At 72.9% G+C, this 24,370-nt stretch carries 24 protein-coding genes; 21 read left to right on the forward strand and 3 right to left on the reverse strand.

The features are described from left to right. The first annotated feature begins 4 nt into the window (after positions 1-4). The 6 genes from QJ852_00765 (at position 5) to QJ852_00790 (ending at position 6,199) form a co-directional block, all read left to right on the forward strand. Positions 5-199: a ferredoxin gene (locus tag QJ852_00765; protein ID WGX96977.1), complete on the forward strand. Its 195-nt coding sequence runs from the start codon at positions 5-7 to the stop codon at positions 197-199. A 71-nt stretch (positions 200-270) separates the two neighbouring features. Beyond that, positions 271-894, forward strand: a complete 624-nt coding sequence (locus QJ852_00770) for a TetR family transcriptional regulator (GenBank protein ID WGX96978.1) — start codon at positions 271-273, stop codon at positions 892-894. A gap of 71 nt (positions 895-965) precedes the next feature. Next, positions 966-2,198, forward strand: a complete 1,233-nt coding sequence (locus tag QJ852_00775; protein WGX96979.1) for a M15 family metallopeptidase — start codon at positions 966-968, stop codon at positions 2,196-2,198. A gap of 176 nt (positions 2,199-2,374) precedes the next feature. After that, positions 2,375-3,538 carry a CaiB/BaiF CoA-transferase family protein gene (locus QJ852_00780; protein WGX96980.1) on the forward strand — a complete coding sequence of 388 codons (1,164 nt, stop codon included), beginning with the start codon at positions 2,375-2,377 and terminating at the stop codon, positions 3,536-3,538. 124 nt (positions 3,539-3,662) lie between these two features. After that, positions 3,663-5,126 (forward strand): DEAD/DEAH box helicase, encoded by a 1,464-nt coding sequence (locus QJ852_00785; protein ID WGX96981.1) that lies wholly within the window; start codon positions 3,663-3,665, stop codon positions 5,124-5,126. A gap of 68 nt (positions 5,127-5,194) precedes the next feature. Next, the gene (locus tag QJ852_00790; GenBank protein ID WGX96982.1) at positions 5,195-6,199 is read left to right on the forward strand and encodes an alpha/beta hydrolase fold domain-containing protein; all 1,005 of its coding nucleotides are present in this window, start codon (positions 5,195-5,197) and stop codon (positions 6,197-6,199) included. A gap of 129 nt (positions 6,200-6,328) precedes the next feature. On the opposite strand, the gene QJ852_00795 is transcribed toward QJ852_00790, so the two are convergent. Then, on the reverse strand, positions 6,329-7,081 hold the full coding sequence (locus tag QJ852_00795) for a MerR family transcriptional regulator (GenBank protein WGX96983.1): 753 nt from the start codon (positions 7,079-7,081) through the stop codon (positions 6,329-6,331). A gap of 64 nt (positions 7,082-7,145) precedes the next feature. Here QJ852_00795 and QJ852_00800 point away from each other — a divergent pair, with 64 nt between their 5' ends. The 8 genes from QJ852_00800 (at position 7,146) to QJ852_00835 (ending at position 17,176) form a co-directional block, all read left to right on the forward strand. After that, positions 7,146-8,357: an acetyl-CoA C-acetyltransferase gene (locus QJ852_00800; protein WGX96984.1), complete on the forward strand. Its 1,212-nt coding sequence runs from the start codon at positions 7,146-7,148 to the stop codon at positions 8,355-8,357. Positions 8,358-8,542: 185 nt separating this feature from the next. Beyond that, positions 8,543-10,741: a 3-hydroxyacyl-CoA dehydrogenase NAD-binding domain-containing protein gene (locus QJ852_00805; protein WGX96985.1), complete on the forward strand. Its 2,199-nt coding sequence runs from the start codon at positions 8,543-8,545 to the stop codon at positions 10,739-10,741. A gap of 130 nt (positions 10,742-10,871) precedes the next feature. Beyond that, positions 10,872-12,065: an LCP family protein gene (locus tag QJ852_00810; protein ID WGX96986.1), complete on the forward strand. Its 1,194-nt coding sequence runs from the start codon at positions 10,872-10,874 to the stop codon at positions 12,063-12,065. Positions 12,066-12,118: 53 nt separating this feature from the next. Next, positions 12,119-13,378, forward strand: coding sequence for an ornithine--oxo-acid transaminase (gene rocD, locus QJ852_00815; GenBank protein ID WGX96987.1), 1,260 nt, complete (start codon positions 12,119-12,121; stop codon positions 13,376-13,378). Beyond that, positions 13,375-14,154 carry an SDR family NAD(P)-dependent oxidoreductase gene (locus QJ852_00820; GenBank protein WGX96988.1) on the forward strand — a complete coding sequence of 260 codons (780 nt, stop codon included), beginning with the start codon at positions 13,375-13,377 and terminating at the stop codon, positions 14,152-14,154. The genes rocD and QJ852_00820 overlap by 4 nt, the downstream gene beginning before the upstream one ends. A gap of 5 nt (positions 14,155-14,159) precedes the next feature. Beyond that, positions 14,160-15,233: a phosphotransferase family protein gene (locus QJ852_00825; protein WGX96989.1), complete on the forward strand. Its 1,074-nt coding sequence runs from the start codon at positions 14,160-14,162 to the stop codon at positions 15,231-15,233. Beyond that, on the forward strand, positions 15,233-15,913 hold the full coding sequence (locus tag QJ852_00830; protein WGX96990.1) for a histidine phosphatase family protein: 681 nt from the start codon (positions 15,233-15,235) through the stop codon (positions 15,911-15,913). Before QJ852_00825 ends, QJ852_00830 begins: the two co-directional genes overlap by 1 nt. Before the next feature lie 177 nt (positions 15,914-16,090). Then, complete coding sequence (locus QJ852_00835; protein ID WGX96991.1) at positions 16,091-17,176, forward strand: VanZ family protein; 1,086 nt, start codon at positions 16,091-16,093, stop codon at positions 17,174-17,176. On the opposite strand, the gene QJ852_00840 is transcribed toward QJ852_00835, so the two are convergent. Next, the gene (locus QJ852_00840; protein WGX96992.1) at positions 17,160-17,921 is read right to left on the reverse strand and encodes an SDR family oxidoreductase; all 762 of its coding nucleotides are present in this window, start codon (positions 17,919-17,921) and stop codon (positions 17,160-17,162) included. The genes QJ852_00835 and QJ852_00840 overlap by 17 nt on opposite strands. Positions 17,922-17,975: 54 nt before the next feature. Here QJ852_00840 and QJ852_00845 point away from each other — a divergent pair, with 54 nt between their 5' ends. The 3 genes from QJ852_00845 to QJ852_00855 are packed head-to-tail and all read left to right on the forward strand — an operon-like array spanning position 17,976 to position 19,414. Beyond that, positions 17,976-18,254, forward strand: coding sequence for a hypothetical protein (locus QJ852_00845; protein ID WGX96993.1), 279 nt, complete (start codon positions 17,976-17,978; stop codon positions 18,252-18,254). Continuing rightward, positions 18,238-18,639 carry a PIN domain-containing protein gene (locus tag QJ852_00850; GenBank protein ID WGX96994.1) on the forward strand — a complete coding sequence of 134 codons (402 nt, stop codon included), beginning with the start codon at positions 18,238-18,240 and terminating at the stop codon, positions 18,637-18,639. Before QJ852_00845 ends, QJ852_00850 begins: the two co-directional genes overlap by 17 nt. A 40-nt stretch (positions 18,640-18,679) precedes the next feature. Further along, positions 18,680-19,414 carry a hypothetical protein gene (locus tag QJ852_00855; GenBank protein ID WGX96995.1) on the forward strand — a complete coding sequence of 245 codons (735 nt, stop codon included), beginning with the start codon at positions 18,680-18,682 and terminating at the stop codon, positions 19,412-19,414. Positions 19,415-19,421: 7 nt separating this feature from the next. On the opposite strand, the gene QJ852_00860 is transcribed toward QJ852_00855, so the two are convergent. After that, a complete protein-coding gene (locus tag QJ852_00860; protein WGX96996.1) occupies positions 19,422-20,045 on the reverse strand; it encodes a hypothetical protein in 624 nt (207 codons plus the stop codon). A 141-nt stretch (positions 20,046-20,186) separates the two neighbouring features. Here QJ852_00860 and QJ852_00865 point away from each other — a divergent pair, with 141 nt between their 5' ends. Genes QJ852_00865 through QJ852_00880 form a run of 4 tightly spaced genes read left to right on the forward strand, consistent with a single transcriptional unit; the run spans position 20,187 to position 24,269 of the window. Further along, the gene (locus QJ852_00865; protein WGX96997.1) at positions 20,187-20,810 is read left to right on the forward strand and encodes a PadR family transcriptional regulator; all 624 of its coding nucleotides are present in this window, start codon (positions 20,187-20,189) and stop codon (positions 20,808-20,810) included. Then, positions 20,807-20,935, forward strand: a complete 129-nt coding sequence (locus tag QJ852_00870) for a hypothetical protein (GenBank protein ID WGX96998.1) — start codon at positions 20,807-20,809, stop codon at positions 20,933-20,935. The genes QJ852_00865 and QJ852_00870 overlap by 4 nt, the downstream gene beginning before the upstream one ends. Continuing rightward, the gene (locus tag QJ852_00875; GenBank protein WGX96999.1) at positions 20,932-21,651 is read left to right on the forward strand and encodes an ABC transporter ATP-binding protein; all 720 of its coding nucleotides are present in this window, start codon (positions 20,932-20,934) and stop codon (positions 21,649-21,651) included. Before QJ852_00870 ends, QJ852_00875 begins: the two co-directional genes overlap by 4 nt. After that, positions 21,648-24,269 carry an ABC transporter permease gene (locus QJ852_00880; GenBank protein ID WGX97000.1) on the forward strand — a complete coding sequence of 874 codons (2,622 nt, stop codon included), beginning with the start codon at positions 21,648-21,650 and terminating at the stop codon, positions 24,267-24,269. Before QJ852_00875 ends, QJ852_00880 begins: the two co-directional genes overlap by 4 nt. The last annotated feature ends 101 nt before the right edge of the window (positions 24,270-24,370 follow it).

The following is a 24,370-nucleotide window of genomic DNA, read 5'->3' on the forward strand; positions in this document are numbered from 1 at the left end:
AGACGTGAAGATCACCGTCGACATCGACAAGTGCGAGGGCCTCGGCATGTGCGAGGCGATGGCCAACGACTACTTCGAGGTGGACGAGGACGAGGACAAGGTCGTCATCCTCGACGAGGCCCCGCCCGAGGACGACCGGGCCCACGTGTACGCCGCCGTGCAGGCCTGCCCGGTGCTCGCGCTCACGCTCGAGGGGTGAGGGGCGCGGCCAGGTCCCTCCTCGCCGATCGGTCGCGAGCGCTGATGGAGCGGGTGGCTACGCTGACCGGCGTGGCCACCCCGACCCTGCGCGATCGCCTGATCGAGGCGGCGGTGGGGCTCACCACCACAGCCGGGTGGGCGAAGGTGACGATGGCGCGGCTGGCCGACGAGGTGGGGGTGAGCCGGCAGACCGTCTACAACGAGATCGGCACCAAGGGCGACCTCGCCGAGGCGATGGTGCTGCGCGAGCTCGACCGCTTCCTCGCCGGCGTGACCCGCTCCTTCGACGAGAATCCCGACGACCTGATCTCGGCGATCCGCGACTCGGCGCGCCGCGTGCTCAAGTACGCCGAGGACAATGCCCTGCTGCACGCCGTCGTGTCCGCCACCCACGGCGCCGACACCGAGCTGCTGCCGCTGCTGACCACCCACGCCGACCATCTCCTCGACGGCGCCAAGCTGGTCGTCGCGGACCGGGTCGCGGCGTACGACGTCAACCTGGAGCCCGACCGTCTGGAGGCCAGCATCGACATGGTGGTGCGCCTGGTGCTGAGTCACGTCATGCAGCCCTCGGCCGCTCCCGCGCGTACCGCCGACGACATCGCCTGGATCGCCGAACACGTCCTACGGTCGGATCCGACGGATCCCAATGTCGCGCAGCAGGTGGGATCCGCCGGATTCGACCGCGGCTGAACGGCGACGTATTACCCTCGCCTCGGGAGGACTGCCGGGCGGACCGGTGGAGGGAAGGGACCATGGGGTTGGTGCGACGCGCCCTGACGACCCGGCCGACGGTCGGGCTCGCGGCCGGCGCTGCCCTCCTCGCCCTCACCGCCTGCGGCACGCCGGAGAAGGGTGCCGAGAAGGACGCCACCGCCGATCCCAGCGAGGCCGCGGCCAGCACCTCCGACGCCCCCACCGCCGCGGTCGCCGACCCCGAGCACGCGGTCGACCCGCCGGGCGCCTTCGACGGCAAGCAGTACGGCGACGACCTGCTCCTCGTCGCGGAGGACACGATCTCGCCCGAGGATCTCGCCATCATCACCGGCGTGACGGTGCGTGGCAGGCCTGGCGTGGCGGCGTACACCCAGCTCTCCTACGGCCAGTTCTCGGTGGAGAACAAGCTCTTCAACATCGCGGCCGTCGACCCGGGTGAGTACCGCCGGTTCACGGGCCCCGACGCGGCCCCCTTCCAGCCGCAGTGGGACCGCGTGGCCGGCGGCGAGATCGCGGTCGCCGACCGGCTGCAGAAGGACCTGCCCATCGACGGCAACGGCTACCTCGACGTCGAGGGGCAGAAGGTCCACGTCGGCTCGTGGTCGCCCGGCGGGGTCGACGGCATCGACGCGGTCGTCAACGGCAGGTGGGGCCAGGAGCTCGGCCTCCCCGAGGACAACGCGGTGCTGATCAACACCGGGATCTCGTCCCCGCAGGTGGTGCGGGACAAGATCGAGAAGGCCTTCGGCGAGACCCGCTTCTCCATCAACGCCCTCGACATCGTCGCCCAGAGCGGCATCGACCCCGGCACCTACCAGCAGGCGATCCCCGTCGGCGCGTTCAGCGACGCGGTGGGCGTCTTCCGCTACACGCCCATCGGCGGCGGCCGGATCGCGCCCGACCCGGCGTGGGTGGCGGCCCACATCGTGACCGAGGCGGTGCCGATCCTCGGCACGGTCACCTGCAACAAGTACATGATGCCGCAGCTCAAGGCGGCCCTCGGTGAGATCCAGACCAGCGGTCTGGGCGACAAGATCGACCCGCGCCAGTACGCCGGCTGCTACTACCCGCGCTTCATCGCCGGCTCCACCCAGCTGTCGAACCACTCGTTCGGGCTGGCGCTCGACCTCAACGTGCCCGGCAACCAGCGTGGCACCGTCGGCCAGATGGACCGGGTCGTGGTCGCGATCTTCAAGAAGTGGGGCTTCGCCTGGGGTGGTGACTGGGCCTACACCGACCCCATGCACTTCGAGCTGGCGCGGATCGTCAATCCGGGGTGAGTTGGGCTCGGCGGGGCGGATTCATCACGGTATGTAGATGAACTGTCGCTTCTGTAGCGGAGTTCCACTGCAGAAGCTCCGACTGACCCACATACCGTGATGAATCCGCGCCGGGGCTACTGGACGGTAGCCAACCGTGACACCACTGCTGTCACGATCCGTGCCATGATGCGCGCATGACGTTCGCGCTGGGTCAGGGAACCGGTCCGCTCCAGGGCCTCAAGGTCGTCGAGATCGCGGGGATCGGGCCGAGCCCGCACGCCTGCATGATCCTGGCCGACCTGGGGGCCGACGTGATCCGGGTTGAGCGGCCCGGCGGGCAGATGCTGACCGGCGGCTCCCACGATCTGCTCAACCGCGGCCGCCCGAGCGTGGCGCTGAACCTCAAGGACCCCGACGCGGTCGCGACCGTGCTCGATCTCGTCGAGCAGGCCGATGTGCTGGTCGAGGGGATGCGGCCGGGCGTGGCGGAGCGGCTCGGGTTCGGGCCGGAGGAGTGCCACGCACGCAACCCGCGACTGGTCTACGGACGGATGACCGGCTGGGGCCAGGACGGGCCGTGGTCACAGGCCGCCGGCCATGACATGAACTACATCGCCATCACCGGCACCCTCCACGGGCTGGGGCAGGTCAAGGACCGGCCGCAGTTCCCGACCAACCTGGTGGGCGACTTCGGCGGCGGCTCGACGTACCTCGTCATCGGCATCCTGGCCGCGGTCCTCGAGGCGCGGACGTCGGGCGAAGGCCAGGTCGTCGACGCCGCGATCGTCGACGGCACCGCCAGCCTCAACGCGATGACGTCGGCCTTCCTCGCCGGTGGCGGGTTCAAGGAGGAGCGGGCCGCGAACCTGCTCGACGGCGGCGCGCCGTACTACGACATCTACGAGACGGCCGACGGCGAGCACATGTCGGTCGGTGCGCTGGAGCCGCAGTTCTACGACCTGTTCGTCGAGCTGCTCGGCATCAAGGACACCGTCCCCGACCGCTGGGACGTCGCGAAGACCGACGAGCTGCGCGAGCTGATCACCTCGACGTTCAAGACCAGGACCCGCGACGAGTGGTGCGCGATCTTCGACGGCACCGACGCCTGCGTCGCGCCGGTGCTGCGGATGAGCGAGGCCCCGGAACACCCGCACATCAAGGGCCGCGAGGTGTTCGTCGAGCACGAGGGGATCGTGCAGCCGCAGCCCGCGCCGCGGTTCTCCCGCACCCGCGCCACCCTCTCGCACCCGCCCGCCGCCGGCGCCGGCGCGCACACCCGCGAGGCGCTCGCGGCCTGGGGGGTGCAGGACGTCGACGGGCTGATCGAGCGCGGCGCTGCGGTGCAGATCACGTCCTGATCCGGCGGCGCGGATTCCTGCCCGGGCGGGCCGCGCCCCTAGGGTGGTGACTTCGGTCCGGCCAGTCTTGCCCCGGACCCGGGAGTCACCTCACGTACGGCGAGACACTCCCGGAAGAGTTCCCGTGACCACCACCTTCGCCGATCTCGGCGTGCCCACTGCCCTGCTCGACGTCCTGGCGGCCGACCAGATCGTCGTCCCCACGCCGATCCAGGCCGCCACCCTGCCGGACTCGCTGAAGGGCCGCGACGTCCTCGGCCGCGGCCGCACCGGCTCCGGCAAGACCTACGCCTTCGGCCTGCCGCTGGTGTCCCGGCTGATCGCCGGCGGTACGCCGCGGCGCCCGGCACCGAAGCGTCCGCGCGCCCTCGTGCTGGCGCCGACCCGCGAGCTCGCGTCCCAGATCGCGGCGACCGTCGCCCCGCTCGCCAAGGCCGCGGGCCTGCGCACGACCACCGTCTTCGGCGGCGTCGGCCAGGGCCCCCAGGTCAACGCCCTGCGCGACGGCGTCGACATCCTGATCGCCTGCCCCGGCCGGCTCGAGGACCTCATCGGTCAGGGCCACTGCAGCCTCGCCGACGTCCAGGTCACCGTGCTCGACGAGGCCGACCACATGGCGGATCTGGGCTTCCTGCCCGCCGTCCGCCGGCTGCTCGACCGGACGCCGAAGGACGGCCAGCGGATGCTGTTCTCCGCGACGCTCGACAACGCGATCGACGTCCTGGTCAAGCGCTACCTGCGCGACCCGGCCGTGCACGAGGCCGACTCCGCGCAGTCGCCGGTGGCCAAGATGGACCACCACGTGCTGCACCTCGAGCGCGAGCAGCGTCTGCCCGTCCTGCTGGACCTGGTCAGCGCGCCCGGGCGCACCGTGGTCTTCACCCGCACCAAGCACGGCGCCAAGGCCCTGGCCCGCCAGCTGAACAAGAACGGCGTCCCCGCGGTCGACCTGCACGGCAACCTCAGCCAGGGCGCGCGTACCCGCAACATGGAGGCCTTCCACAGCGGTACGGCGACCACGCTGGTCGCGACCGACATCGCCGCCCGCGGCATCCACGTCGACGACGTCTCCCTCGTCGTGCACGCCGACCCGCCGGCCGAGCACAAGGCCTACCTGCACCGTTCCGGCCGTACGGCGCGCGCCGGTGCCGCCGGCACGGTGATCACCCTGATGACCAGCGAGCAGCGCGGCGACGTCCGGGCGCTGACCCGCGCGGCCGGCATCACGCCGACCACCACCCGGATCCAGGGCCCCGACCACCCGGTGCTGCAGGACCTCGCCCCCGGCGAGCGCAACCGCCCCGGCGGCATCGACCTCACCCCCGCCGCCCCCCAGGGCAACGGCGGCGGCAACGGCGGCGGTGGCAACGGGAGCAAGGGCGGCGGTCGCCGTCGCCCCGCGGGCAAGAAGCCGGCGGCCAAGAAGTCCGGCGGCCAGCGCTCGGGGCAGGGGCAGAGCACGGCCCAGTCGGCCGGCGCGAAGTCCGGTGGCGGCAACCGCAATCGGTCCCGCTCGCGCTCGCGTGGTGCCGGCTCGGGTTCGGGCGGCGGCCACAGCGCGGCGAGCTTCAGCTCCGGCCGCCGCTGAGGCCTGGCCCGCACGCCCGTCCGGGCTGGCACAATGCACCGGGGGCGCGACGGGTCGAGGAGATCGGGATGCGGCGATGGCTGGCCGGTGGTGCGGCGCTCGCGTCTGCCGTGGTGACGGCGCGGCGCTGCCGGTCGATCCTGGCGGCGGCACCGGGGATGCGTCCGTGGAACGCGCTCGTGCCGTACTCCATCGGCAGCACCCGGGAGCTGGCCCTCCTGCGCCGGCTCTACCCGGACGCGGCCGAGCCGGCGCCCGGAGTCGACGTCGAGACGCACCGGCCCGACGGCGTACCGGTCTTCGTCCACCGCCCCTCCGGCCCGGCCTCGGGACCGCGCCCCGCTCTGCTGTGGTTCCACGGCGGGGGACTGATCGCGGGGACCGCGGTCGCCGACCACGCCCTGTGCGGGCGGCTGGCCGTGGAGTTGGAGGTCGTGGTGGTGGCCGTGGACTACCGGCTGGCGCCCGAGCACCCGTTCCCGGCGGCGCTCGACGACGGCGCGACCGCGCTCGCGTTCCTGCGCTCCGCGGCTGATCGGCTGGGTGTCGACCCGGCGCGGATCGCGGTGGGCGGTGCCAGCGCGGGTGGCGGCCTCGCGGCGTCGCTGGCCCAGCGGTCCCACGACCGCGGCGAGCCGCCCCTCGCCTTCCAGCTGCTGGTCTATCCGATGCTCGACGACCGCACCACCCTGCGCCGTCCGGCGGCCGGAGTCGGCCGGCTGGGCTGGACACCCCGCTCCAACCGGTTCGCGTGGCGGGCCTATCTCGGCCGGTCGCCGCGGCCGGCCGATGCTCCGCCGTACGCCGCGGCGGCCCGGCGCGCCGACCTCGCCGGCCTGCCCCCGGCGTGGCTCGGCGTGGGGGCGTTGGACCTCTTCCGCGACGAGGTCGCCGACTACGGACGGCGGCTCGCCGCGGCCGGCGTACCGGTCGAGGTCCACGTCGAGCCGCGGATGTTCCACGGAGCCGACCTGGCCTTCCCGGACCACCCGGGCGCGCGGCGCTTCCGGTCGCGGATGGTCACCACGCTGGCGGAGGCGCTGGCGGCCGACCCGGTCACACCGGCGCAGTAACACGTCGTTGACGTCGCGACGCGCCGTACGACACGCCGTGAACGCGCTGACAACCGCCGGGAAGCCGGGTGGACGGCGTGTTACAGCGGGAAGGGGACGGAGGCGGGAGCAGGCCGCCCGGGCGAACCGTCAGGACGGACGACGCGGACTCCGCGCGGCGCGGGCCACCGCGGCCTCGTACGCCGTCACCAGCCCGCCCACCGAGAGCGGCTTGAGCCGCTCCATGATCTCGCGGAAGTGTCCGGAGGTCGCGGCGTCGTCGTACAGCGGCGCGAGCTTGTCGTTGATGACCTCGTAGAGCTCCTTGGCCATCTGCTCGCCGTGCTCCTGGTAGACCGCCGCGGCAGCGACCGCGACCTCGCGGGGGAAGCCGAGCTCCAGGAGCCGCACACCGATCGCGAGCTGGTTGCTCGCCACGAGGTACGACGCCCCGCGCACGCGCAGCACACCGAGGGCCTGCAGGGTGGCGACGTCCTCGGCCGACAGGGTCCGCCCGGCCTTCCGCTCCAGCTGGGCGCGGTCCATCTCGACGGGGAGGTCGGACTGCCAGGGCGCGAGCATGGTGCGGGCCAGCGCGATGTCCTCGGGGGTTGCGTCCTCGGGGATGCCGGCGACATAGCGCTCGATCGCGGAGAGCGTGAAGCCGTGGCTCTGCAGCTCCAGCACCAGCTCGATCCGGGCGATGTGGACCGCCGAGTAGTAGCCGGACCGGCCGCGCCGGATCGGCGGCGGGACCAGCCCGCGCGAGGTGTAGAACCGCACCGTGCGCACCGTCAGTCCGACCCGGACGGTGAGCTCCTCGAGGGTGAGGAGGTCGGCCGCCGGGTCCTCGGCGGATGCGTCGTGGGTCACACCGTCCGCCGGCCCCTCGCTCTTGACCATGACAGTAATAGTGTCACAATCGATCCCAGGAACACCCTTCACGCCCGAAGAATCAAGGACGGTCATGGCAGAAGCATTCGTGTACGACCACCTCCGCACGCCGCGCGGCCGGGGCAAGGCCAACGGCTCTCTCCACGAGGTGAAGCCCGTCGACCTCGCCGTCGGACTGCTCGGCGCCGTGCAGGAGCGCAATCCCGGACTCGACACCCACCGCATCGACGACGTGATCCTCGGTGTCGTCTCGCCGATCGGCGACCAGGGTGGCGACATCGCCAAGACCGCGGCCATCGCCGCCGGCCTGCCGGACACCGTCGCCGGCGTCCAGCTCAACCGCTTCTGCGCCTCCGGGCTGGAGGCCGTCAACCAGGCCGCCGGCCGGGTCCGCGGCGGGTTCGAGGACCTGATCGTCGCCGGTGGCGTCGAGTCGATGAGTCGGGTGCCGATGGGCTCCGACGGCGGCGCCTGGGCGTCCGACCCCGCCACGGCCTTCAAGGCGGGCTTCGTGCCGCAGGGCATCGGTGCCGACCTGATCGCGACCCTCGAGGGCTGGAACCGCGAGGACGTCGACGCCTACGCCGCCGAGTCGCACCACCGCGCCGCCAAGGCGCAGGCCAACGGCTACTTCGACGGCGCGATCGTGCCGGTCAAGGACATCAGCGGCCTGACCATCCTCGACCGCGACGAGACCGTCCGCCCCGACACCTCCGTCGAGGGTCTCGCCGGCCTCAAGCCGTCCTTCGCCCAGCTCGGCGCCGACGCCGGCTTCGACGACGTGGCGCTGGAGAAGTACCACTGGGTCGAGAAGATCAACCACGTCCACCACGCCGGCAACAGCTCGGGCATCGTCGACGGCGCCGCGCTGACCCTGATCGGCAACGAGCAGGTCGGTCAGGACCTCGGCCTCACCCCGCGGGCCCGCATCATCGCGACCGCGGTCTCCGGTGCGGACCCGATCATCATGCTGACCGGCCCGGCTCCCGCCGCCCGCAAGGCGCTGGCCAAGGCCGGCCTCGAGGTCGGCGACATCGACCTGTTCGAGATCAACGAGGCGTTCGCCGCGGTCGCGATGCGGTTCATGCGCGACATGGGCATCGGTCACGACATCACCAACGTCAACGGCGGCGCCATCGCCATGGGCCATCCGCTCGGCGCCACGGGAGCGATGATCCTCGGCACCCTGATCGACGAGCTCGAGCGGCGTGACCTGCGCCGCGGCCTCGCCACGCTGTGCGTCGGCGGCGGCATGGGCATCGCCACGATCGTCGAGCGCGTCTGATTGATGGGCCGAGCGTGTCGCAGACGGCGTTCGCCGCCCGGGGCCCCGCAAGCTCGGCCCCACGGGCTTCACGCCGTGCGGCTTCGCCGCCCTGCGCCACGCTGCCGGCCTGACGCCGCGAGCGACACGCTGCCGGCCGAGCCCCACTACACCTCTCGAACCTCTCGAACTCTCAAGGAACGACATTGAGCACCGACACTGCAACATCTGGGACCGCGGTCCGCTACGACCGCGACGCCGACGGCATCGTCACCCTCACCCTCGATGACCCGAACCAGAGCGCGAACACGATGAACGAGCTCTACCGCGAGTCCATGGCGGCCGCGGTCGAGCGCCTGTACGCCGAGCAGGACGACATCACCGGCGTGGTCATCGCCTCCGCTAAGAAGACCTTCTTCGCGGGCGGCGACCTCAAGCTGATGGTCCAGACCACCAAGGAGAACGCCGGCGACGTCTTCGCCCAGTGCGAGAGCATCAAGGCGTCGCTGCGCCGTCTCGAGCTCTTCCCGAGGCCGGTCGTGGCCGCCATCAACGGTGCCGCGCTCGGCGGCGGCTACGAGATCACCCTCGCCACCCAGCACCGGATCCTGGTCAACGACCCGAAGGTCAAGGTCGGCCTGCCCGAGGCGACCCTGGGCCTGCTGCCCGGTGGCGGCGGCGTCACCCGCGCCGTACGCAAGTGGGGCCTGCAGACCGCGCTGATGGACGTGCTGCTCCAGGGCACCCAGTTCAACCCGGAGAAGGCGCTCGAGAAGGGCGTCGTCGACGAGCTCGTCGCGACCCGCGAGGAGCTGGTCCCGGCAGCCAAGGCGTGGATCAAGGCCAACCCCGACGCGGCCCTGTCGCCGTGGGACGCCCCCGGCTACAAGATGCCCGGCGGCACGCCGAAGTCGCCGGCACTCGCGGGCTTCCTCCCCGCCTTCCCGGCCCTGCTCCGCAAGCAGCTGAAGGGCGCCGACTACCCGGCCCCCCGCGCCATCCTCTCGGCCGCGGTCGAGGGTGCGTCGGTCGACTTCGACACCGCCTCGCGGATCGAGTCGCGCTATCTCGCCAACCTGGTCGTCAACCAGGGCTCGAAGAACATGATCCAGGCGTTCTTCTTCGACCTGCAGGCCATCAACTCCGGCTCGCTGCGTCCGCAGGGCATCGAGCCCTACCGGGCCAAGAAGGCCGTCGTCCTCGGCGCCGGCATGATGGGCGCCGGTATCGCCTACGTGCTGGCCAAGTCGGGAGTCGAGGTCGTCCTCAAGGACATCTCCGTCGAGGCGGCCGAGAAGGGCAAGTCCTACTCCACGGGCCTGCTCGACAAGGCGATCTCGCGGGGACGGTCCACGGAGGAGAAGAAGGCCGAGCTGCTGGGCCGGATCACCGCGACCGACGACCCCGCCGCCGCGGCGGGTGCCGACCTCGTGGTCGAGGCGGTCTTCGAGGACCCCTCGCTCAAGGCCAAGGTGTTCGCCGAGATCCTGCCGCACCTGGCACCCGACGCCGTGCTGTGCTCGAACACCTCGACGCTGCCGATCACCGAGCTGGCCGCGGGCCTGGAGAACGCCGCGGACCAGAAGCGGTTCATCGGCCTGCACTTCTTCAGCCCGGTCGACAAGATGCCGCTGGTCGAGATCATCGCCGGCAAGGAGACCTCCGACGAGGCGCTCGCCAAGGCCTACGACGTCGTGCTGCAGATCCGCAAGACCCCGATCGTGGTCAACGACAGCCGCGGCTTCTACACCTCGCGGGTGATCGGCTACATGGTCAACGAGGGCATGGCGATGCTCGCCGAGGGCGTCGCGCCGTACTCCATCGAGCGGGCCACCACCTCGGCCGGCTACCCGGCGCCGGTGCTACAGCTCTCCGACGAGCTCAACCTCGAGCTGATGGCCAAGATCGCCAAGGCGACGGCCGACGCCAACCCCGACCTGCCGGTGCACCCGGGCCAGGCCGTGGTCGGCAAGATGCTCGAGGCCGGTCGGGCCGGTCGCCTGCGCGGTGCCGGCTTCTACGACTACGTCGACGGCAAGCGCGGCTCGATCTGGGCCGGCCTCGCCGACCTCTTCCCGGTCGCCGAGGAGCAGCCGCCGATCGAGGACATCCGCGACCGGATGCTCTTCGCCGAGGCACTGGAGACCGCGAAGACCTTCGAGGAGGGCGTCATCACCTCGGCGGCCGCCGCCAACATCGGCTCGATCATGGGCATCGGCTTCCCGCCCAACACCGGCGGTGCCGCGCAGTTCATGACCGGCTACGAGAACAAGGTGACCGGCGAGATCGGCCTGAACGCCTTCCTCGCGCGCGCCGACGAGCTCGCCGCGACGTACGGCGACCGCTTCCAGGCCACCCCGTGGCTGCGGGAGCTGGCTGCCTCGGGCAAGGGCTTCCCGGCCTGATCCCCGCCTGATCCCCGCCTGATCCCCGCCTGATCCCCGCCGACCCGGCGCATCTGAACGCCCTGAGCACGCCGACCCGGCGCGTTTGAACGCGCCGGGTCGGCGTGGGTGTGCCTGTAGGTTTCCCGTCATGGGAGGGCGGCGACGCGTGGCGCGGCCGGGGCGGACGGTGCTCCGGGTCATCGTGGCGAGCCTGGTCGCGCTCGGTCTGCTGACCGGCCTGGGCGTCGTGCTCGTCTACCAGAACTGGAACGACAACCTCGAGCACCCGACGGTCGTCGGCAAGAACCGGCCCGACAAGAAGACCGAGGCGCTCAACATCCTGGTGATGGGCACCGACAGCCGTGGCTGCGAGGGATGCAAGATCGACGGCGAGGCCGGCGGCGGCCTGTCCGACACCACCATCCTGTTCCACCTCTCCGCCGACCGGGAGTTCGCCTACGGCATCTCGATCCCGCGCGACACGGCGGTGATGCGACCGGCCTGCTATGAGGCCGACGGCACCGAGATCCCCGCCGCGACGGCGTACGACAAGTGGAACGTCGCCTTCCAGGTCGGCGGACCCGGTTGCACCCGCCAGCAGCTCGAGCAGCTGACCGGGATCCGCGTCGACAAGTTCGTCGTCGTCGACTTCAACCAGTTCAAGGACATGGTCGACGCCCTCGACGGTGTCGAGATCTGCGTCCCGGAGGAGATCGACGACACCACCGGCAACATCCATCTCGACGCCGGGACCCGCGAAGCCGACGGCGAGGAGGCGCTGGACTACGCGCGGGTGCGCTACGGCGTCAGCCAGGGCATCGACCCCTACCGGACCCGGCGCCAGCAGGCCCTCATCGGCGCGATGATCGACAAGGCGCTCACCCGCGGCATGCTCGCCCGCCCGGACCGGCTCGCGCGTTTCATCAGCGCCGCGACCACCGAGCTGGCGACCAACTTCGAGACGGTCGCGGAGATGGCCAAGGTCGCCGCCAGTGCCCAGGGCATCGACGCCGCCGACATCAAATTCATCACGACGCCGTGGACCCTGGACACGGACAAGGTCAGCGGCGGCGTGGAGTGGCTGCCGTCGGTCGAGAAGCTGTGGCAGCTGGTGATCGCCGACCGGCCGCTCACCAAGGAGTTCCTCGACCAGGCGATCAGCGCCGACGACAGCCCGGACGGCAGCGGTGCGGCATCGGGCTCCGCCTCCGGCTCCCCGTCCGGCTCCCCGTCGGGCTCCCCGTCGGGCTCCCCGGGCGCCACCCCCGGCGGTACGCCGACCCCGCCCCCCTCCGGCGGCCTGTCGGAGGACGACCGCGCCGCGGCGGGCCTCTGCAGCTGACCCGCGCGGAGGCGCATCCTGGAGTCATCGCGACCGAACCGGAAGGGAGCACCATGACCACCACCACGCGGGCCACGCACGACCCGGGGGCCGCCGACGCCACGCGCCGCCACATCGAGCTGACCGAGACGTACGCCGCGCACAACTACCACCCGCTCCCGGTGGTCCTCGCCTCCGGCGAGGGTGCCTGGGTGACCGACGTCGACGGACGTCGCTACCTGGACTGCCTCGCGGGCTACTCCGCCCTCAACTTCGGCCACGGCAACCCGCGGCTGGTCGCGTGCGCGGCGGCGCAGCTGGAGCGGCTGACCCTCACCAGCCGGGCGTTCTACAACGATCAGCTCGGGCCGTTCGCGCAGGCCCTGGCCGAGCTGACCGGCAAGGACCTGGTGCTGCCGATGAACTCCGGCGCCGAGGCGGTCGAGACCGCGATCAAGGTCAGCCGGAAGTGGGGCTACCGGGTCAAGGGCGTCGCGCCGGGCACGGCGAGGATCATCACGATGCGGGGCAATTTCCACGGCCGGACCACGACCATCGTCAGCTTCTCCGACGACGACGAGGCGACGGTGGACTACGGCCCGTTCACCCCGGGCTTCGTCGGCGTCCCGTACGGCGACCTCGATGCCGTCGCCGCCGCGATCGACGACGCGACGGTCGCCGTGCTCGTCGAGCCGATCCAGGGCGAGGGTGGCGTCGTGATCCCGCCCGCGGGCTTCCTGCGCGCGCTGCGTGAGCTGTGCACCGAGCGCGGCGTCCTCCTGGTGGCCGACGAGATCCAGTCCGGCCTGGCCCGGACCGGCCGCACCTTCGCGTGCGACCACGAGGACGTCGTCCCCGATGTCTACGTGCTCGGCAAGGCGCTCGGCGGCGGGATCTACCCCGTCTCGGCCATCGCCGCGGACCGCGCGGTGCTCGACGTGATCCGGCCGGGCACCCACGGCTCGACCTTCGGCGGCAACCCCCTCGCCGCGGCGATCGGCCACGAGGTGGTCCGGATGCTCGCGACCGGGGAGTTCCAGGAGCGGGCGCGGGTGCTCGGGGCGCGGCTCGAGGAGGGCCTGCGCGGTCTGGTCGGACGCGGGCTGGTCGCCGTCCGGGTGCGCGGCCTGTGGGCCGGTGTCGACGTCGACCCGGGGCTGCGCACCGGCCGCGAGGTCTGCGAGGCGCTGATGGAGCACGGCATCCTCGCCAAGGACACCCACGGCTCCACCGTGCGCTTCGCACCGCCCCTCGTGTGCACGGAGGCCGACGTCGACCTGCTCGTGAGCGCCCTGCGAGCGGTGCTGGCCGACGCACTAATGTCGGCCGGGTGACCGACCAGCCGCAGCAGCACCAGCGTGTCCTGATCACCGGCGCGGCCTCCGGCCTCGGCGCCGCCCTCGCCCGGGCCTGGGAGGAGCGGGGCGCCGACGTGCTCCGCACCGACCGCGTACCGGCCGAGGGGATCCACCCGCTCGACATCACCAGCGACGCCGACTGGATCGCGGTTCGCGACCACGTCGAGCGGAGCTGGGGCGGAATCGACGTCCTCGTCAACAACGCCGGCATCGCCGGCGGCGGGCGGCTCGACGTCGCGGGCATCGACGAGTGGCAGCGGCTGGTCGACATCAACCTCCTCGGGGCGGTCCGCGGCACCGCGACCTTCACCCCGGTGTTCAAGCGCCAGGGGGGCGGCCGGATCGTCAACATCGCCTCACTCGCCGGGCTCGTGCACCCGGCCGGGATGGCCGGCTACAACGCCACCAAGGCCGCGGTCGTCGCGCTCACCGAGACCACCGGCCACGAGCTGGCCGCGCACGGCGTGCGCGCCCACGTCGTGTGCCCGTCGTACTTCCGCACCAACCTGATGGTCGCCGTCGAGGGTCGGGACGCGGCGCTGCAGACCGTGATGACGAAGCTGGTCGAGGACAGCCCCACCAGCGCCGACGACATCGCGGCCGCCGTGCTCGCCGGGGTCGACGCCGGCAGCGAGCTGATCGTGCCCGACGACGCCGCGCGCGCGGCGTACCAGCTGAAGCTGACCGACCGGGCGTCGTACGACGCGGTCATGCGGGCCCAGGCGCGCAAGCTGGACGCGGTGGCCGAGTGACCAGGGTGAGCGGAGTGGGCGACGAGTCGCGACCGGTCCGCGCGGAGGACGCCTTCGACGTCGCCGCCGTCGAGACCTGGCTGGACCGTGGCCCGATCGCCGAGGTGCGGCAGTTCCCCGGCGGTGCGTCCAACCTGACCTACCTGCTGCGGATGCAGGACGGCCCGGACCTGATCCTGCGCCGCCCTCCCGTCGGCACCAAGGCGAAGGGCGCCCACGACATGGGTCGCGAGTACCGGATCCAGGCCGCGCTGAAGCCGGTCTTCGACCAGGTGCCGGCGATGGCGGCGTACTGCACGGCCGAGGAGAGCCCGATCGGCAGCGAGCTCTACGTGATGGAGCGGCTCGACGGCCTGATCCCGCGGCGCGACTTCGGCTTCCCCGTCACGCCCGAGCAGGCGTCGGCGCTGTGTGACGCCGCCGTCGACCTGCTGGTCGCACTGCACGCGGTCGACGTCGCCGCCGTGCCGGGCCTGGCCGCGCTCGCCAAGGGCGAGGGGTACGTCGCGCGGCAGCTCGGCGGCTGGACCCGGCGGCTGGACGACGCGCGCACCGACGACACCGGCGACTGGTCCGACATCACCGGCTGGCTCGAGGCGCACCGGCCCGCCGATGTCGGACAGCGGATGATCCACAACGACTTCCGCTTCGACAACATGGTGCTCGCGCCCGACGACCCGAGCCGGATCGTCGGTCTCCTCGACTGGGAGCTCGCCACCGTCGGCGACCCGCTGATGGACCTCGGCTGCGCGCTGGCGTACTGGGTGGAGGCCGGCGACGACGAGTTCTTCCTCCTCTTCCGGCGCCAGCCCACGACCGCCCCGGGCATGTGGACCCGCCGCCAGGTCGTCGACGCCTACTGCGCCCGCACCGGCCTCGAGCTGACCGCCGCGCAATGGAGCTTCTACGAGGTGTTCGGCCTGTTCCGGCTCGCGGTCATCGCCCAGCAGATCTGGTACCGCTACTTCCACGGCCAGACCACCAACGAGGCGTACGCCGCGTTCGGGCCGGCCGTCGGCTATCTCGAGGCGCGCTGCCGGCAGGTCATCGCCGCCCTGACCCCCGAGGAGGACGCCTGATGGGCGTGCTGCTGCTCGTCCGCCACGGCCAGGCGTCGTTCGGCGCCGACGACTACGACGTGCTCTCCGAGAACGGCTGGGAGCAGGGGCGCGTGCTCGGCCGCTGGCTCGCCAAGGAGGGGCCTGAGCCGCTCTGCGTCGTGCACGGCGGCATGCGCCGCCACCGGGAGACGTGGGAGGCGATCGCGGAGGGTGCCGGCTGGACCGGGCTCCCGGGCTCCCCGCGGGCCGAGGTCGACGAGGACTGGGCCGAGTTCGACCATCTCGCCGTCCTGGCGCGCTTCGCGGAAGCGACCGGAGCAGTCGTCGACCACACCACCGACCGACGCGCCTTCCAGGAGCAGTTCGAGGTCTCGACGGCGCACTGGGCCGCCGCCGGCCCCGGCGGCGGCTACCCCGAGCCGTACGACGACTTCGTCGGCCGGGCCCGCGCCGCGCTCGACGCCGCGGCCGCTCGCCCCGGCCCCACCCTGGTCGTCACGTCGGGTGGCGTGATCGCCGCGCTGGCCGCGCTGCTCGTCGTACCGGAGCCGGGAGCGGTGGGCCCGGTGTGGGCGCGGTTCAACACCGTCATCGCCAACACCTCGGTCACCCGGGTGATCGTCGGCGCCACCGGCGCGCGCCTGCTGACGTTCAACGAGCACCCGCACCTGCCGCGTCCGCTGGTGACCTACCGCTGAGCCTCGATCCGTGGATGGCCACCTACTACGCGACACCCCAGCGGCGCCCTCGCGGCGTTGCGGACGCTCACCAGTGCAACCAGACTGCCCTCGCGACCGCGCCTTGCGATCGCACCCCTGGAGTGCCGCTCGCTACGGCGCCCATCCACGGATCGAGGCTGACGGAGGGGGAGCGGCATGTCCGACCAGCTGATGAACGCGGTCATCGCGACGGCCCTCGGCAGCGTGGTCGCGGTCGTGCTGCTGCTGCCGGTGGCGGCGGTGGAGTACCGCCGTGACGGCCGGCTCGGGCTGCGCGACCTGCTGGTGCTGCTCTCCGGCGCGGTCTATGCGCTGGCCCTGTGGACCTACACCCTGCTGCCCATGCCCGCGGGGGACGACTTCACCTGTGTCGGGCGGCAGACGGTCCCGTTCGACACGATGCGCGGGATCGACTGGGGCGACCTCGGGTCGCGGGCCGGGCTGTCCGCGCTGGTGCACGACGCGGCGTTCCTGCAGGTGGCGCTCAACGTGCTGCTGTTCGTGCCGCTCGGCTGGTTCGTCCGACGGATCGCGCGGCGCGGCGTCGTGGTGGCCACCCTCCTCGGATTCGGGGTCTCGCTGCTCATCGAGACCACCCAGGCCACCGGCGTGTGGCATCTCTACGACTGCGCCTACCGGCTCTTCGACGTCGACGACCTGATGCTCAACACCCTCGGCGCCACCCTCGGCTCGCTGGTGTCGGCGATCTTCATCCGCCGGAGGCGACCGGAGGTGGTGTGGCCGACGACGATCACGCTGGGCCGACGGCTGGTCGGGATGGTCTGCGACGTCCTCTTCGTGGTGCTGCTCGGCTCCGCCCTGTCCGTGGCCTGGCGGGCCGTGCAGCTGTACGTCGTGGAGGTCCCCTTCGAGGACCTGCCCACCACGCCCGAGCGCCTGCTGCAGTGGGGCGTCCCGGGCCTGATCGAGGCGGCCGCCGTACTCCTCGGCGGCCGGACCGTCGGCGAGTGGGTGGTGTCCGTGCGCACCATCGCCCGCCGCGGCCCGGTCCCGCTCGCCCGGTTGGTCAAGCTCGCCGTCGGCGTGGGCCCGATGATCGTGCTGCTCGCCGTCCCGGGTACATGGACGGGGCCGGTGCTGCTGCTCTTCGTGGCCGCCACCGCCCTCGCGGCGATCCCACGCACGGGCGGGCACCGCGGACTCGCGCACGCGGCCGCGGGCCTGGACCTGGAGATCGTGCTGCCGCGCTCGGCCGGCGACCGGGTCAGACCAGCCTCTTGAGGACCGCGAGCGGGGCGTGCCTCATCACCGGCGCCAGCGCGGCCCACGGCCACCGGGGCACGCAGGCGTCGGCGACCTCCGTCTCGATGGCCGCGACCATCGCCCGCACGCCCTTCGCGGTCGAGGACATCAGCGGCGTGCGCTGGGCGACCTGGTCGTTCATCTCGGACCGGATGTAGCCCGGGTAGAGCACGGTCACCTTGATCCGGTGCTGCAGCCGGGTGCCGTGCAGCTCGGTCCGCAGCCCCTCGGCCAGGTGCGCGACGCAGGCCTTGGTGGCGGCGTAGGTCGTCATCGAGCCGGGCATGCCGCGCAGGGCCGACATCGACGAGACCATCACCAGGTGCCCGGCCTCCTGGGCGCGGAACACCTCCATTGCGGCCTCGGTCTGGGCCAGCGCGCCGACGGCGTTGGTCATCGCGGTCTCGAGGTTGGCGTCGAACCGGCCGGTGCCGAGCCGCGCACCCTTGCCGAGGCCGGCGTTGACGACGACCCGGTCGAGCCGGCCGAGCTCGTCGCGCAGCTCGCCGAAGACGCGGAAGACCGCTGCGTGGTCGGTCACGTCGAGCGCCCGCACCGCGACCCGGCGGCCGGGGTGCGCCGCCCGGATCTCGGCGGACAGCTCCGTCAGCCGCTCGGTGCGCCGCGCGGCCAGGGCCAGGTCGTAGCCGCGGTCCGCGAACTGACGGGCCATCTCGGCCCCCAGGCCACTGGACGCGCCGGTGATCAGGATCGTCGATGCCATGGCGGCAGTCTCGCGCACCCCTTCGATGGCAGGAGACATGGTAGGATTCCAACCATGAGTGTTGCCATGCAGGCCACCATCGACGGTGCCGGGCGCATCGTCGTGCCCAAGGCGATCCGGGAGGCCATGGGGCTGACCGGCGGCACCCGGGTCGACCTGTTCTTCGACAACGGACGGCTGCAGATCGAGCTGCCGCGCGCCGAGGTCGAGATCGAGTTCCCCGAGGGTGGGCCGCCCCGGATCGTCTACAAGAACCTCCCGCCCGACGCGCCGCCGCTCACCGACGAGATGATCCGCGAGACGCTGGAGGCCGTGCGTGAGCGCCGCCTGTGACACCAGTCTCCTGGTCCCCACGCTCAACCCGCGCCATCCCGATCACGCCGCCGCCCTGGAGGTGTGGCCCCTGCTCAGCGCCGTCCCGGTCCACGTGCTGCTCGAGACCTACAGCGTGCTGACCCGCGTGCACGACAGCTATCGGATGCAGGGGGCAGACGTGGCCCGTGCGCTCGACGGCCTCGGGCTCGAGGTGATCGGCCTGCCCGAGTCGCGCCAGGTCGCGTTGGTCGCCACCTTCGCCGCCGCGGATGTCGACGGCGGCGCTGTCTACGACGGGCTGGTCGGATCGACCGCCCTGCACCACGACGTCGAGCTGATCACCCGCGACCGCCGGGCCCGGTCGACGTACGACGCGCTGGGGGTGCGCTACCGACTGATCTGAGCGTCGATGACATCCTGCCTTGGTGCGACAGGGGGCAGGGATGCGGAGGGCTCGGGTCACGGCAGCGGCCGCGGTGCTGGCGGCCGGTGGCGGACTGGCCGGCGCGGCGCCCTCCCCGGCGCAGGCGCCGGTGCCGACGTGCGCCGGCAAGCGCGCGACGATCGTCGACCCGTCGAAGGGCGACGACCGGATCGTCGGCACCCGGGGGCGCGACGTGATCGTGGCCGGGCGGGGCAAGGGCCGCGACGTGGTCCTCGGGCTCGACGGCGACGACCTGATCTGCGGCGACGCGCGGACCCGGGTGCTCGGTGGCCGGGGCGACGACACGATCTACGGCGCCGGGAGCGCCGACGGAGGCAAGGGCGCGGACCGGTTCTACAGCGTCGGCACCGCCCGCGGCGGGAAGGGCGCCGACCGGTACTGGGCGCCCCTGGGGACCGGCTCGTTCGACGGAGGGCCGGGCTACGACCGGGCGACCTTCTACGACGGGTACGTACCCGGCCTGACCTCCGGCGTCTACGTCAACCTCGCCACCGGCCTGGCCAGCGCCGAGACCGAGATCGGGGGACTGCGGCTCCGGACCGCGCTCGCCGGGGTCGAGGAGGTCCGGGGCACGCCCGACGACGATCTCATCCTCGGCGACGCCTTCGACAACGTACTGCGTGGCGGTGCCGGCAACGACGTGCTCAACGGACGTGGTGGCTACGACACCGTGGTCGGCGGCCGGGGCAAGGACTCCTGCACCGGCGAGGTCCGCCAGGGGTGCGAGCGGTAGCGGAGGGTCAGCCCATCTTGCGGGCGGCGACCCGCGCGAGCCGCACGAACGGGGCCGTGCGGACCCGGTCCGGAAGCTCGACGGTGAGGACGAGCAGGCGCTTGCCCTGGCGCACCGCCGCGGTGAGGTGGTTGCGGTTCGGCAGGTTCTTCTCCGGGGCGAAGGTCTCGGTGGTGCGGAAGGCGACGCGCTGGTCGCCGAGCTTCGGCAGCCTCACCGCCTGGACCGCCGTGTCGACGCCGGCCCAGTGCTGGCCGCACTCGCGCACGAAGGCCCGGAACGTCGCGAGGAGCCGCCGGGCCGCCGCCTTGCTCGGGAACTGGATCACGCGTGCGCTCACCGCGCGGTCACCGGTGGTGCTGACGCCACCGAACTCCTTGCCCGAGGTCCCGTCGACCCGTTCCCAGGTCGAGCAGACGCCGTCGTAGTAGGAGAGCGTCCGGTTCGCGAACCGTCCCAGGGCGACGCCCTTGAGGCCCGGGATCGCTCGGACGACGTCGGTGCGGTTCGGCACGTCGGTGCCGTCCACCCGGGGCGCCGCTGCCTGGCCGGCCGGGACGACGGCGGTCAGCAGGCCGGTCGCGGTCAGTGTCACGAGGGCGAGGAGGGTGGCGAGGCGAAGGCGGAGCATGGGATCCCTTCCGGAGGCCGACATCGTCAGCCCGCTACCCCGTGGACGGCTCCGGCAAACGAGGCAGCGCCGGTTCCCTGCCTTGGCTATACCGGGTATATAGTTCGTATACCCGGTATGTAGTCACCCAAGGAGTCCCGCATGTCCGTCAAGCACGCGCTGCTGGCGCTGCTCGAGCAGGAGCCGATGTACGGCTACCAGCTGCGCGCCGAGTTCGAGCGTCGTACCGGCACCACCTGGCCGCTCAACGTCGGGCAGGTCTACACGACCCTGACCCGCCTGGAGCGCGACGGCCTCGCCGTCGCCGAGGGGGAGGACGGGGAGGGCCACCTCGTCTACCGGATCACCGACGGCGGCCGGGACGAGGTCGCGAGCTGGTTCACCACGCCGGTCGCCCGCACCCAGCCGCCGCGCGACGAGCTCGCCATCAAGCTGGCGCTCGCGGTCACGGTCCCCGGCGTCGACGTCGGCACCGTGATCCAGCAGCAGCGCAGCGCGACCATGGCGGCGCTCCAGGACTACACCCGGCTCAAGCGCCGCGCGGCCGACGGCACCGCCGGTGCTGACGGGGCCGAGCGAGCGGACCTCGCGTGGAGCTTGGTCCTCGACTCGCTGGTGTTCGGTGCCGAGGCCGAGATCCGCTGGCTCGACCACTGCGAGGCCCGGCTGCGGCGGGCCGCGGTCGAGCAGGGCCGCGACGCCGCCCGCCCGACCGACGCCGGGACCCTGCCGGTCGGCGAGGCGCCCGCGCGAGGAACCCGATGAACGCCCGCGACGAGGACCAGGTCCGCCGCCTCGACCGCGCCGAGCGGCGCTGGCTCGCCGACGCGCGGGCCCGCCTGGAGCGCATCCGCGACGACCGACGACTCTCCCCGAAGGAATCTAGATGAACGCCGTCCTGCAGCTCACCGACGTCACCCGGGTCCACGGGAGCGGTGCCGGGGAGGTCCACGCGCTGCGCGGGATCTCCTTCGCCGCCCACGCGGGCGAGCTGGTCGCGGTGATGGGCCCGTCCGGCTCCGGCAAGTCCACCCTGCTGACCATCGCCGGCGGCCTCGATCAGCCGACCTCGGGAGCGGTCCTGGTCGAGGGCACCGACCTGGTCGGCCTCGGCCAGCAGGAGCGCGCCCGGATGCGGCGTACGTCGATCGGCTACGTCTTCCAGGGCTTCAACCTGATCCCGGCGCTGACCGCGGCCGAGAACGTCGCCCTGCCCCGCGAGCTCGACGGGGTGTCGGTCCGGACCGCCCGCGAGGAGGCGTTGCGGGCGCTGGAGGAGGTCGGCATCGCCGATCTGGCCGAGCGCTTCCCCGACGACATGTCGGGCGGCCAGCAGCAGCGCGTGGCGATCGCCCGCGCCGTCGTCGGCGAGCGGCGGCTGATCCTGGCCGACGAGCCGACCGGTGCCCTCGACACCGAGACCGGCGAGGGGATCCTCGGGCTGCTGCGAGCCCGGTGCGACGCGGGCGCCGCCGGGGTGCTGGTCACCCACGAGGCGCGGCACGCGGCGTGGGCGGACCGGGTCGTCTTCCTGCGCGACGGGGTCGTCGTCGACGAGACCGGCACCGACCGGGTCGAGGTCCTGACCGAGCGGGCCGACGCATGAGCCGTCCCACCCGCGGCGGTGCGCGCGTCGCCGGCTGGCGGATCGCGCTGCGCCTGGCCCGCCGCGAGGCGCTGCGCCGCCGTGCGCAGACCGCCCTGATGCTGGTCCTGGTCTGCCTGCCCGTGCTGGCCGTCGCGGCGGCCGCGGTCGTGTGGCGGACCGCGAACGTCACCGGCGCCGAGGGCGTCGAGCGCCGGATGGGTACGGCGGCCGCGCTGGTCTACGGCAGCGGCACGACGGAGGTGCTGCAGTCGTTCGACCCCGACGGCACGACCTCCTGGGTCGGCGAGGAGGAGCACGTCTCGACAGCGGCGGAGGTCCAGCAGGTGCTGGGCGCCGGCCGGCCGCTCCTCCCGATCGACCGGGAGTACCTCTCCTATGCCACCGACCGCGGCGTCGGCGATGTCGTCGTCACCCAGACCGACCTCGCCGATCCTCTGGCCCGTGGCCTGTTCCGGCTCGAGGACGGCCGGCTGCCGCGCACCACCGGCGAGGTCGTCGTCAACCCCGCCCTGGTCCGCCGCGGACCCGCACTCGGCGAGACCCTCACCGCGCTGCGTCGCAGCGCCGACGGCGAGACCCGCACGGAGCTGCGGATCGTGGGGATCGTCGAGAGCGCCACGACCCGCGACGACGCCGTCGCGGCGGTGCTCCCGGGGGCGATCGGCATGCCCGACGCCCCACCGCAGTGGCTGGTCGGTGGCGCCCCGGTGAGCTGGGACGACGTCCGCGCGCTCAACGCCGTGGGTCTCCTCGCGGCCTCCCGCCAGGTGCTCTCCGACCCGCCGCCCGCCAGCGCCCTGCCGCCGGAGGTGGTCAGCGACGAGCCGGCCGACGAGACCGCGCTGACCGCACTGGTGCTGGTCGTGACCATGGTGCTGCTCGAGGTGGTTCTCCTCGCGGGGCCGGCCTTCGCCGTCCGGGCGCGGGCCCAGGCCCGCACCCTGGCGCTCGTCGCCGCGGCCGGCGGCACCCCGGCGCAGGCCCGGCGTACCGTGCTCGCCTCGGGGGTCGTGGTGGGCCTGCTGGGCGGCGCTCTCGGCACCGTGCTCGGCATCGGGGTCGGTGCGTTGCTGGTCCCGGTGGCCCAGCGCTTCCAGGGCACCTGGTTCGGGCCGTTCGAGGTGCCGTGGGTGGTGCTGCTCGGGGTCGCGGGCTTCGGTCTCGCGGCCGCCGTGCTCGCCGCCGTGGTCCCGGCGTACTCCGCGTCCCGCAACGACGTCGTCGCGGTGCTCGCCGGCCGGCGCGGAGAGGGCCGGGCGTCGCGGCGCTCGCCGCTGCTGGGGCTCGTCCTCATCGCCGCGGGCCTGCTCGCGGGCCTGGCCGGCTCCCGGGCGAGCGGCGCCTCGCCGGCGCTGGTCGGCGCGTCGGCCCTGTTGTCGGTGGTCGGCATGATCCTGCTCGTCGCGACCACCGTGGTGACGGTGGGCAGGGTGGCCCGCCGGTTCCCACTGGCCCTGCGCTTCGCCGCCCGCGACGCGGCCCGGCACCGGACCCGGACGGTCCCCGCCGTGGCCGCCGTCGGGGCGACCGTCGCCGGCGTGGTCGCCCTCGGCATCGCCCTCAGCAGCCAGCAGGCGGCCGACGAGCGGGACTACGACCCGCAGCTCGCCCACGGGTACGCCGCCCTGCCGGTCGACGGCAGCGCCGACCCCGCCACGGTCCGTGGGGTGCTCGCCCAGCGCCTTCCGGGTGCCGAGATCGACGAGATCGCGGGTGTCCGCGGTGCCGGTGAGGGGGCCTGGACGGAGCTGTCGTTCGAGTCGGACGGTGAGCCGTTCGTGCTGCCGACGTTCGGCAGCTTCGGTTCCTCCTTCCTCGTCGGCACGACCGTGCCGTCGGCCGTCGGCCTCGCGCCGACCGAGCAGGCGGCGGCCGAGGACGCGCTCGCCGCGGGTCGCCTGGTCGTGCTGGGCCGCTCCGAGGCATCTCCCGACCGGCTGCGCGCCGTGGTCCGGGTGACCGAGGACGTCACCGAGAAGATCCTCGACGAGCGGTCCCGCGACGTGGACGTCACCCTGGTGCGCTCGCCCGCCGCGCTCCCGGCGGCCGCCGGCATCGTGCCCCCGGCGCTCGCCGAGGAGCTCGGCCTGACGACAGCCACGACCGCGCTGGTCGTGGCGCCGACCGTCGGCGAAGCCGCCGAGGAGGACCTCGCCGAGACCCTGGCGACCGTGCCCGGCACGGGTGAGCTCTACGTCGAGCGCGGCTTCGAGCCCGACCCGGCCGTGCGGATCCTGCAATGGGTGCTCGCCGTCCTCGGCGGCGTGATGATGCTCGGCGGCACGGTGACCGCCACCTTCCTCGCCCTCTCCGACGCCCGTCCGGACCTCGCCACCATGGCCGCGGTCGGCGCGCGGCCGCGGACCCGCCGCCGGGTCGCGGCGGCGTACGCCCTCGTCGTCGGACTGGTCGGCGCCCTGCTCGGCGCGCCGATCGGCTTCATCCCGGGCATCGCCGTGAGCCGACCGCTCTCGCGCGACGGCGACGGCGCGACCCTGCTCGCTGTGCCGTGGCCGCTGCTCGCGGTCGTGGTGGTCGGGCTGCCGCTGCTCACCGCGGCCGCGGTCGGGCTGTGCGCACGGGGCCGGCTGCCGTTGGTGGCGCGGATCGACTGACCGAGTCGGGTGGGTGAGCGTGACCCGGACGTCACTCTCACTCACCCAACCCCACCCTAGGAGGAACTTAAAGTCAGGCTTGACTGTTTGTTTGTCCGGCG

Source organism: Nocardioides sp. L-11A, from assembly GCA_029961745.1.
Lineage (GTDB): Bacteria > Actinomycetota > Actinomycetes > Propionibacteriales > Nocardioidaceae > Nocardioides.

Excerpts from the sequence above, each read along its gene's own strand:
- QJ852_00845 (WGX96993.1), top strand. The coding sequence starts at position 17,976 with ATGAGTGTTGCCATGCAGGCCACCATCGACGGTGCCGGGCGCATCGTC.
- QJ852_00865 (WGX96997.1), top strand. The coding sequence starts at position 20,187 with ATGTCCGTCAAGCACGCGCTGCTGGCGCTGCTCGAGCAGGAGCCGATG.
- QJ852_00875 (WGX96999.1), top strand. The coding sequence starts at position 20,932 with ATGAACGCCGTCCTGCAGCTCACCGACGTCACCCGGGTCCACGGGAGC.
- QJ852_00870 (WGX96998.1), top strand. The coding sequence starts at position 20,807 with ATGAACGCCCGCGACGAGGACCAGGTCCGCCGCCTCGACCGCGCCGAG.
- QJ852_00795 (WGX96983.1), bottom strand. The coding sequence starts at position 7,081 with ATGGTCAAGAGCGAGGGGCCGGCGGACGGTGTGACCCACGACGCATCC.
- QJ852_00840 (WGX96992.1), bottom strand. The coding sequence starts at position 17,921 with ATGGCATCGACGATCCTGATCACCGGCGCGTCCAGTGGCCTGGGGGCC.
- QJ852_00800 (WGX96984.1), top strand. The coding sequence starts at position 7,146 with ATGGCAGAAGCATTCGTGTACGACCACCTCCGCACGCCGCGCGGCCGG.
- QJ852_00830 (WGX96990.1), top strand. The coding sequence starts at position 15,233 with ATGGGCGTGCTGCTGCTCGTCCGCCACGGCCAGGCGTCGTTCGGCGCC.
- QJ852_00855 (WGX96995.1), top strand. The coding sequence starts at position 18,680 with ATGCGGAGGGCTCGGGTCACGGCAGCGGCCGCGGTGCTGGCGGCCGGT.
- QJ852_00860 (WGX96996.1), bottom strand. The coding sequence starts at position 20,045 with ATGCTCCGCCTTCGCCTCGCCACCCTCCTCGCCCTCGTGACACTGACC.
- QJ852_00835 (WGX96991.1), top strand. The coding sequence starts at position 16,091 with ATGTCCGACCAGCTGATGAACGCGGTCATCGCGACGGCCCTCGGCAGC.
- QJ852_00880 (WGX97000.1), top strand. The coding sequence starts at position 21,648 with ATGAGCCGTCCCACCCGCGGCGGTGCGCGCGTCGCCGGCTGGCGGATC.
- QJ852_00780 (WGX96980.1), top strand. The coding sequence starts at position 2,375 with ATGACGTTCGCGCTGGGTCAGGGAACCGGTCCGCTCCAGGGCCTCAAG.
- rocD (WGX96987.1), top strand. The coding sequence starts at position 12,119 with ATGACCACCACCACGCGGGCCACGCACGACCCGGGGGCCGCCGACGCC.
- QJ852_00790 (WGX96982.1), top strand. The coding sequence starts at position 5,195 with ATGCGGCGATGGCTGGCCGGTGGTGCGGCGCTCGCGTCTGCCGTGGTG.
- QJ852_00810 (WGX96986.1), top strand. The coding sequence starts at position 10,872 with ATGGGAGGGCGGCGACGCGTGGCGCGGCCGGGGCGGACGGTGCTCCGG.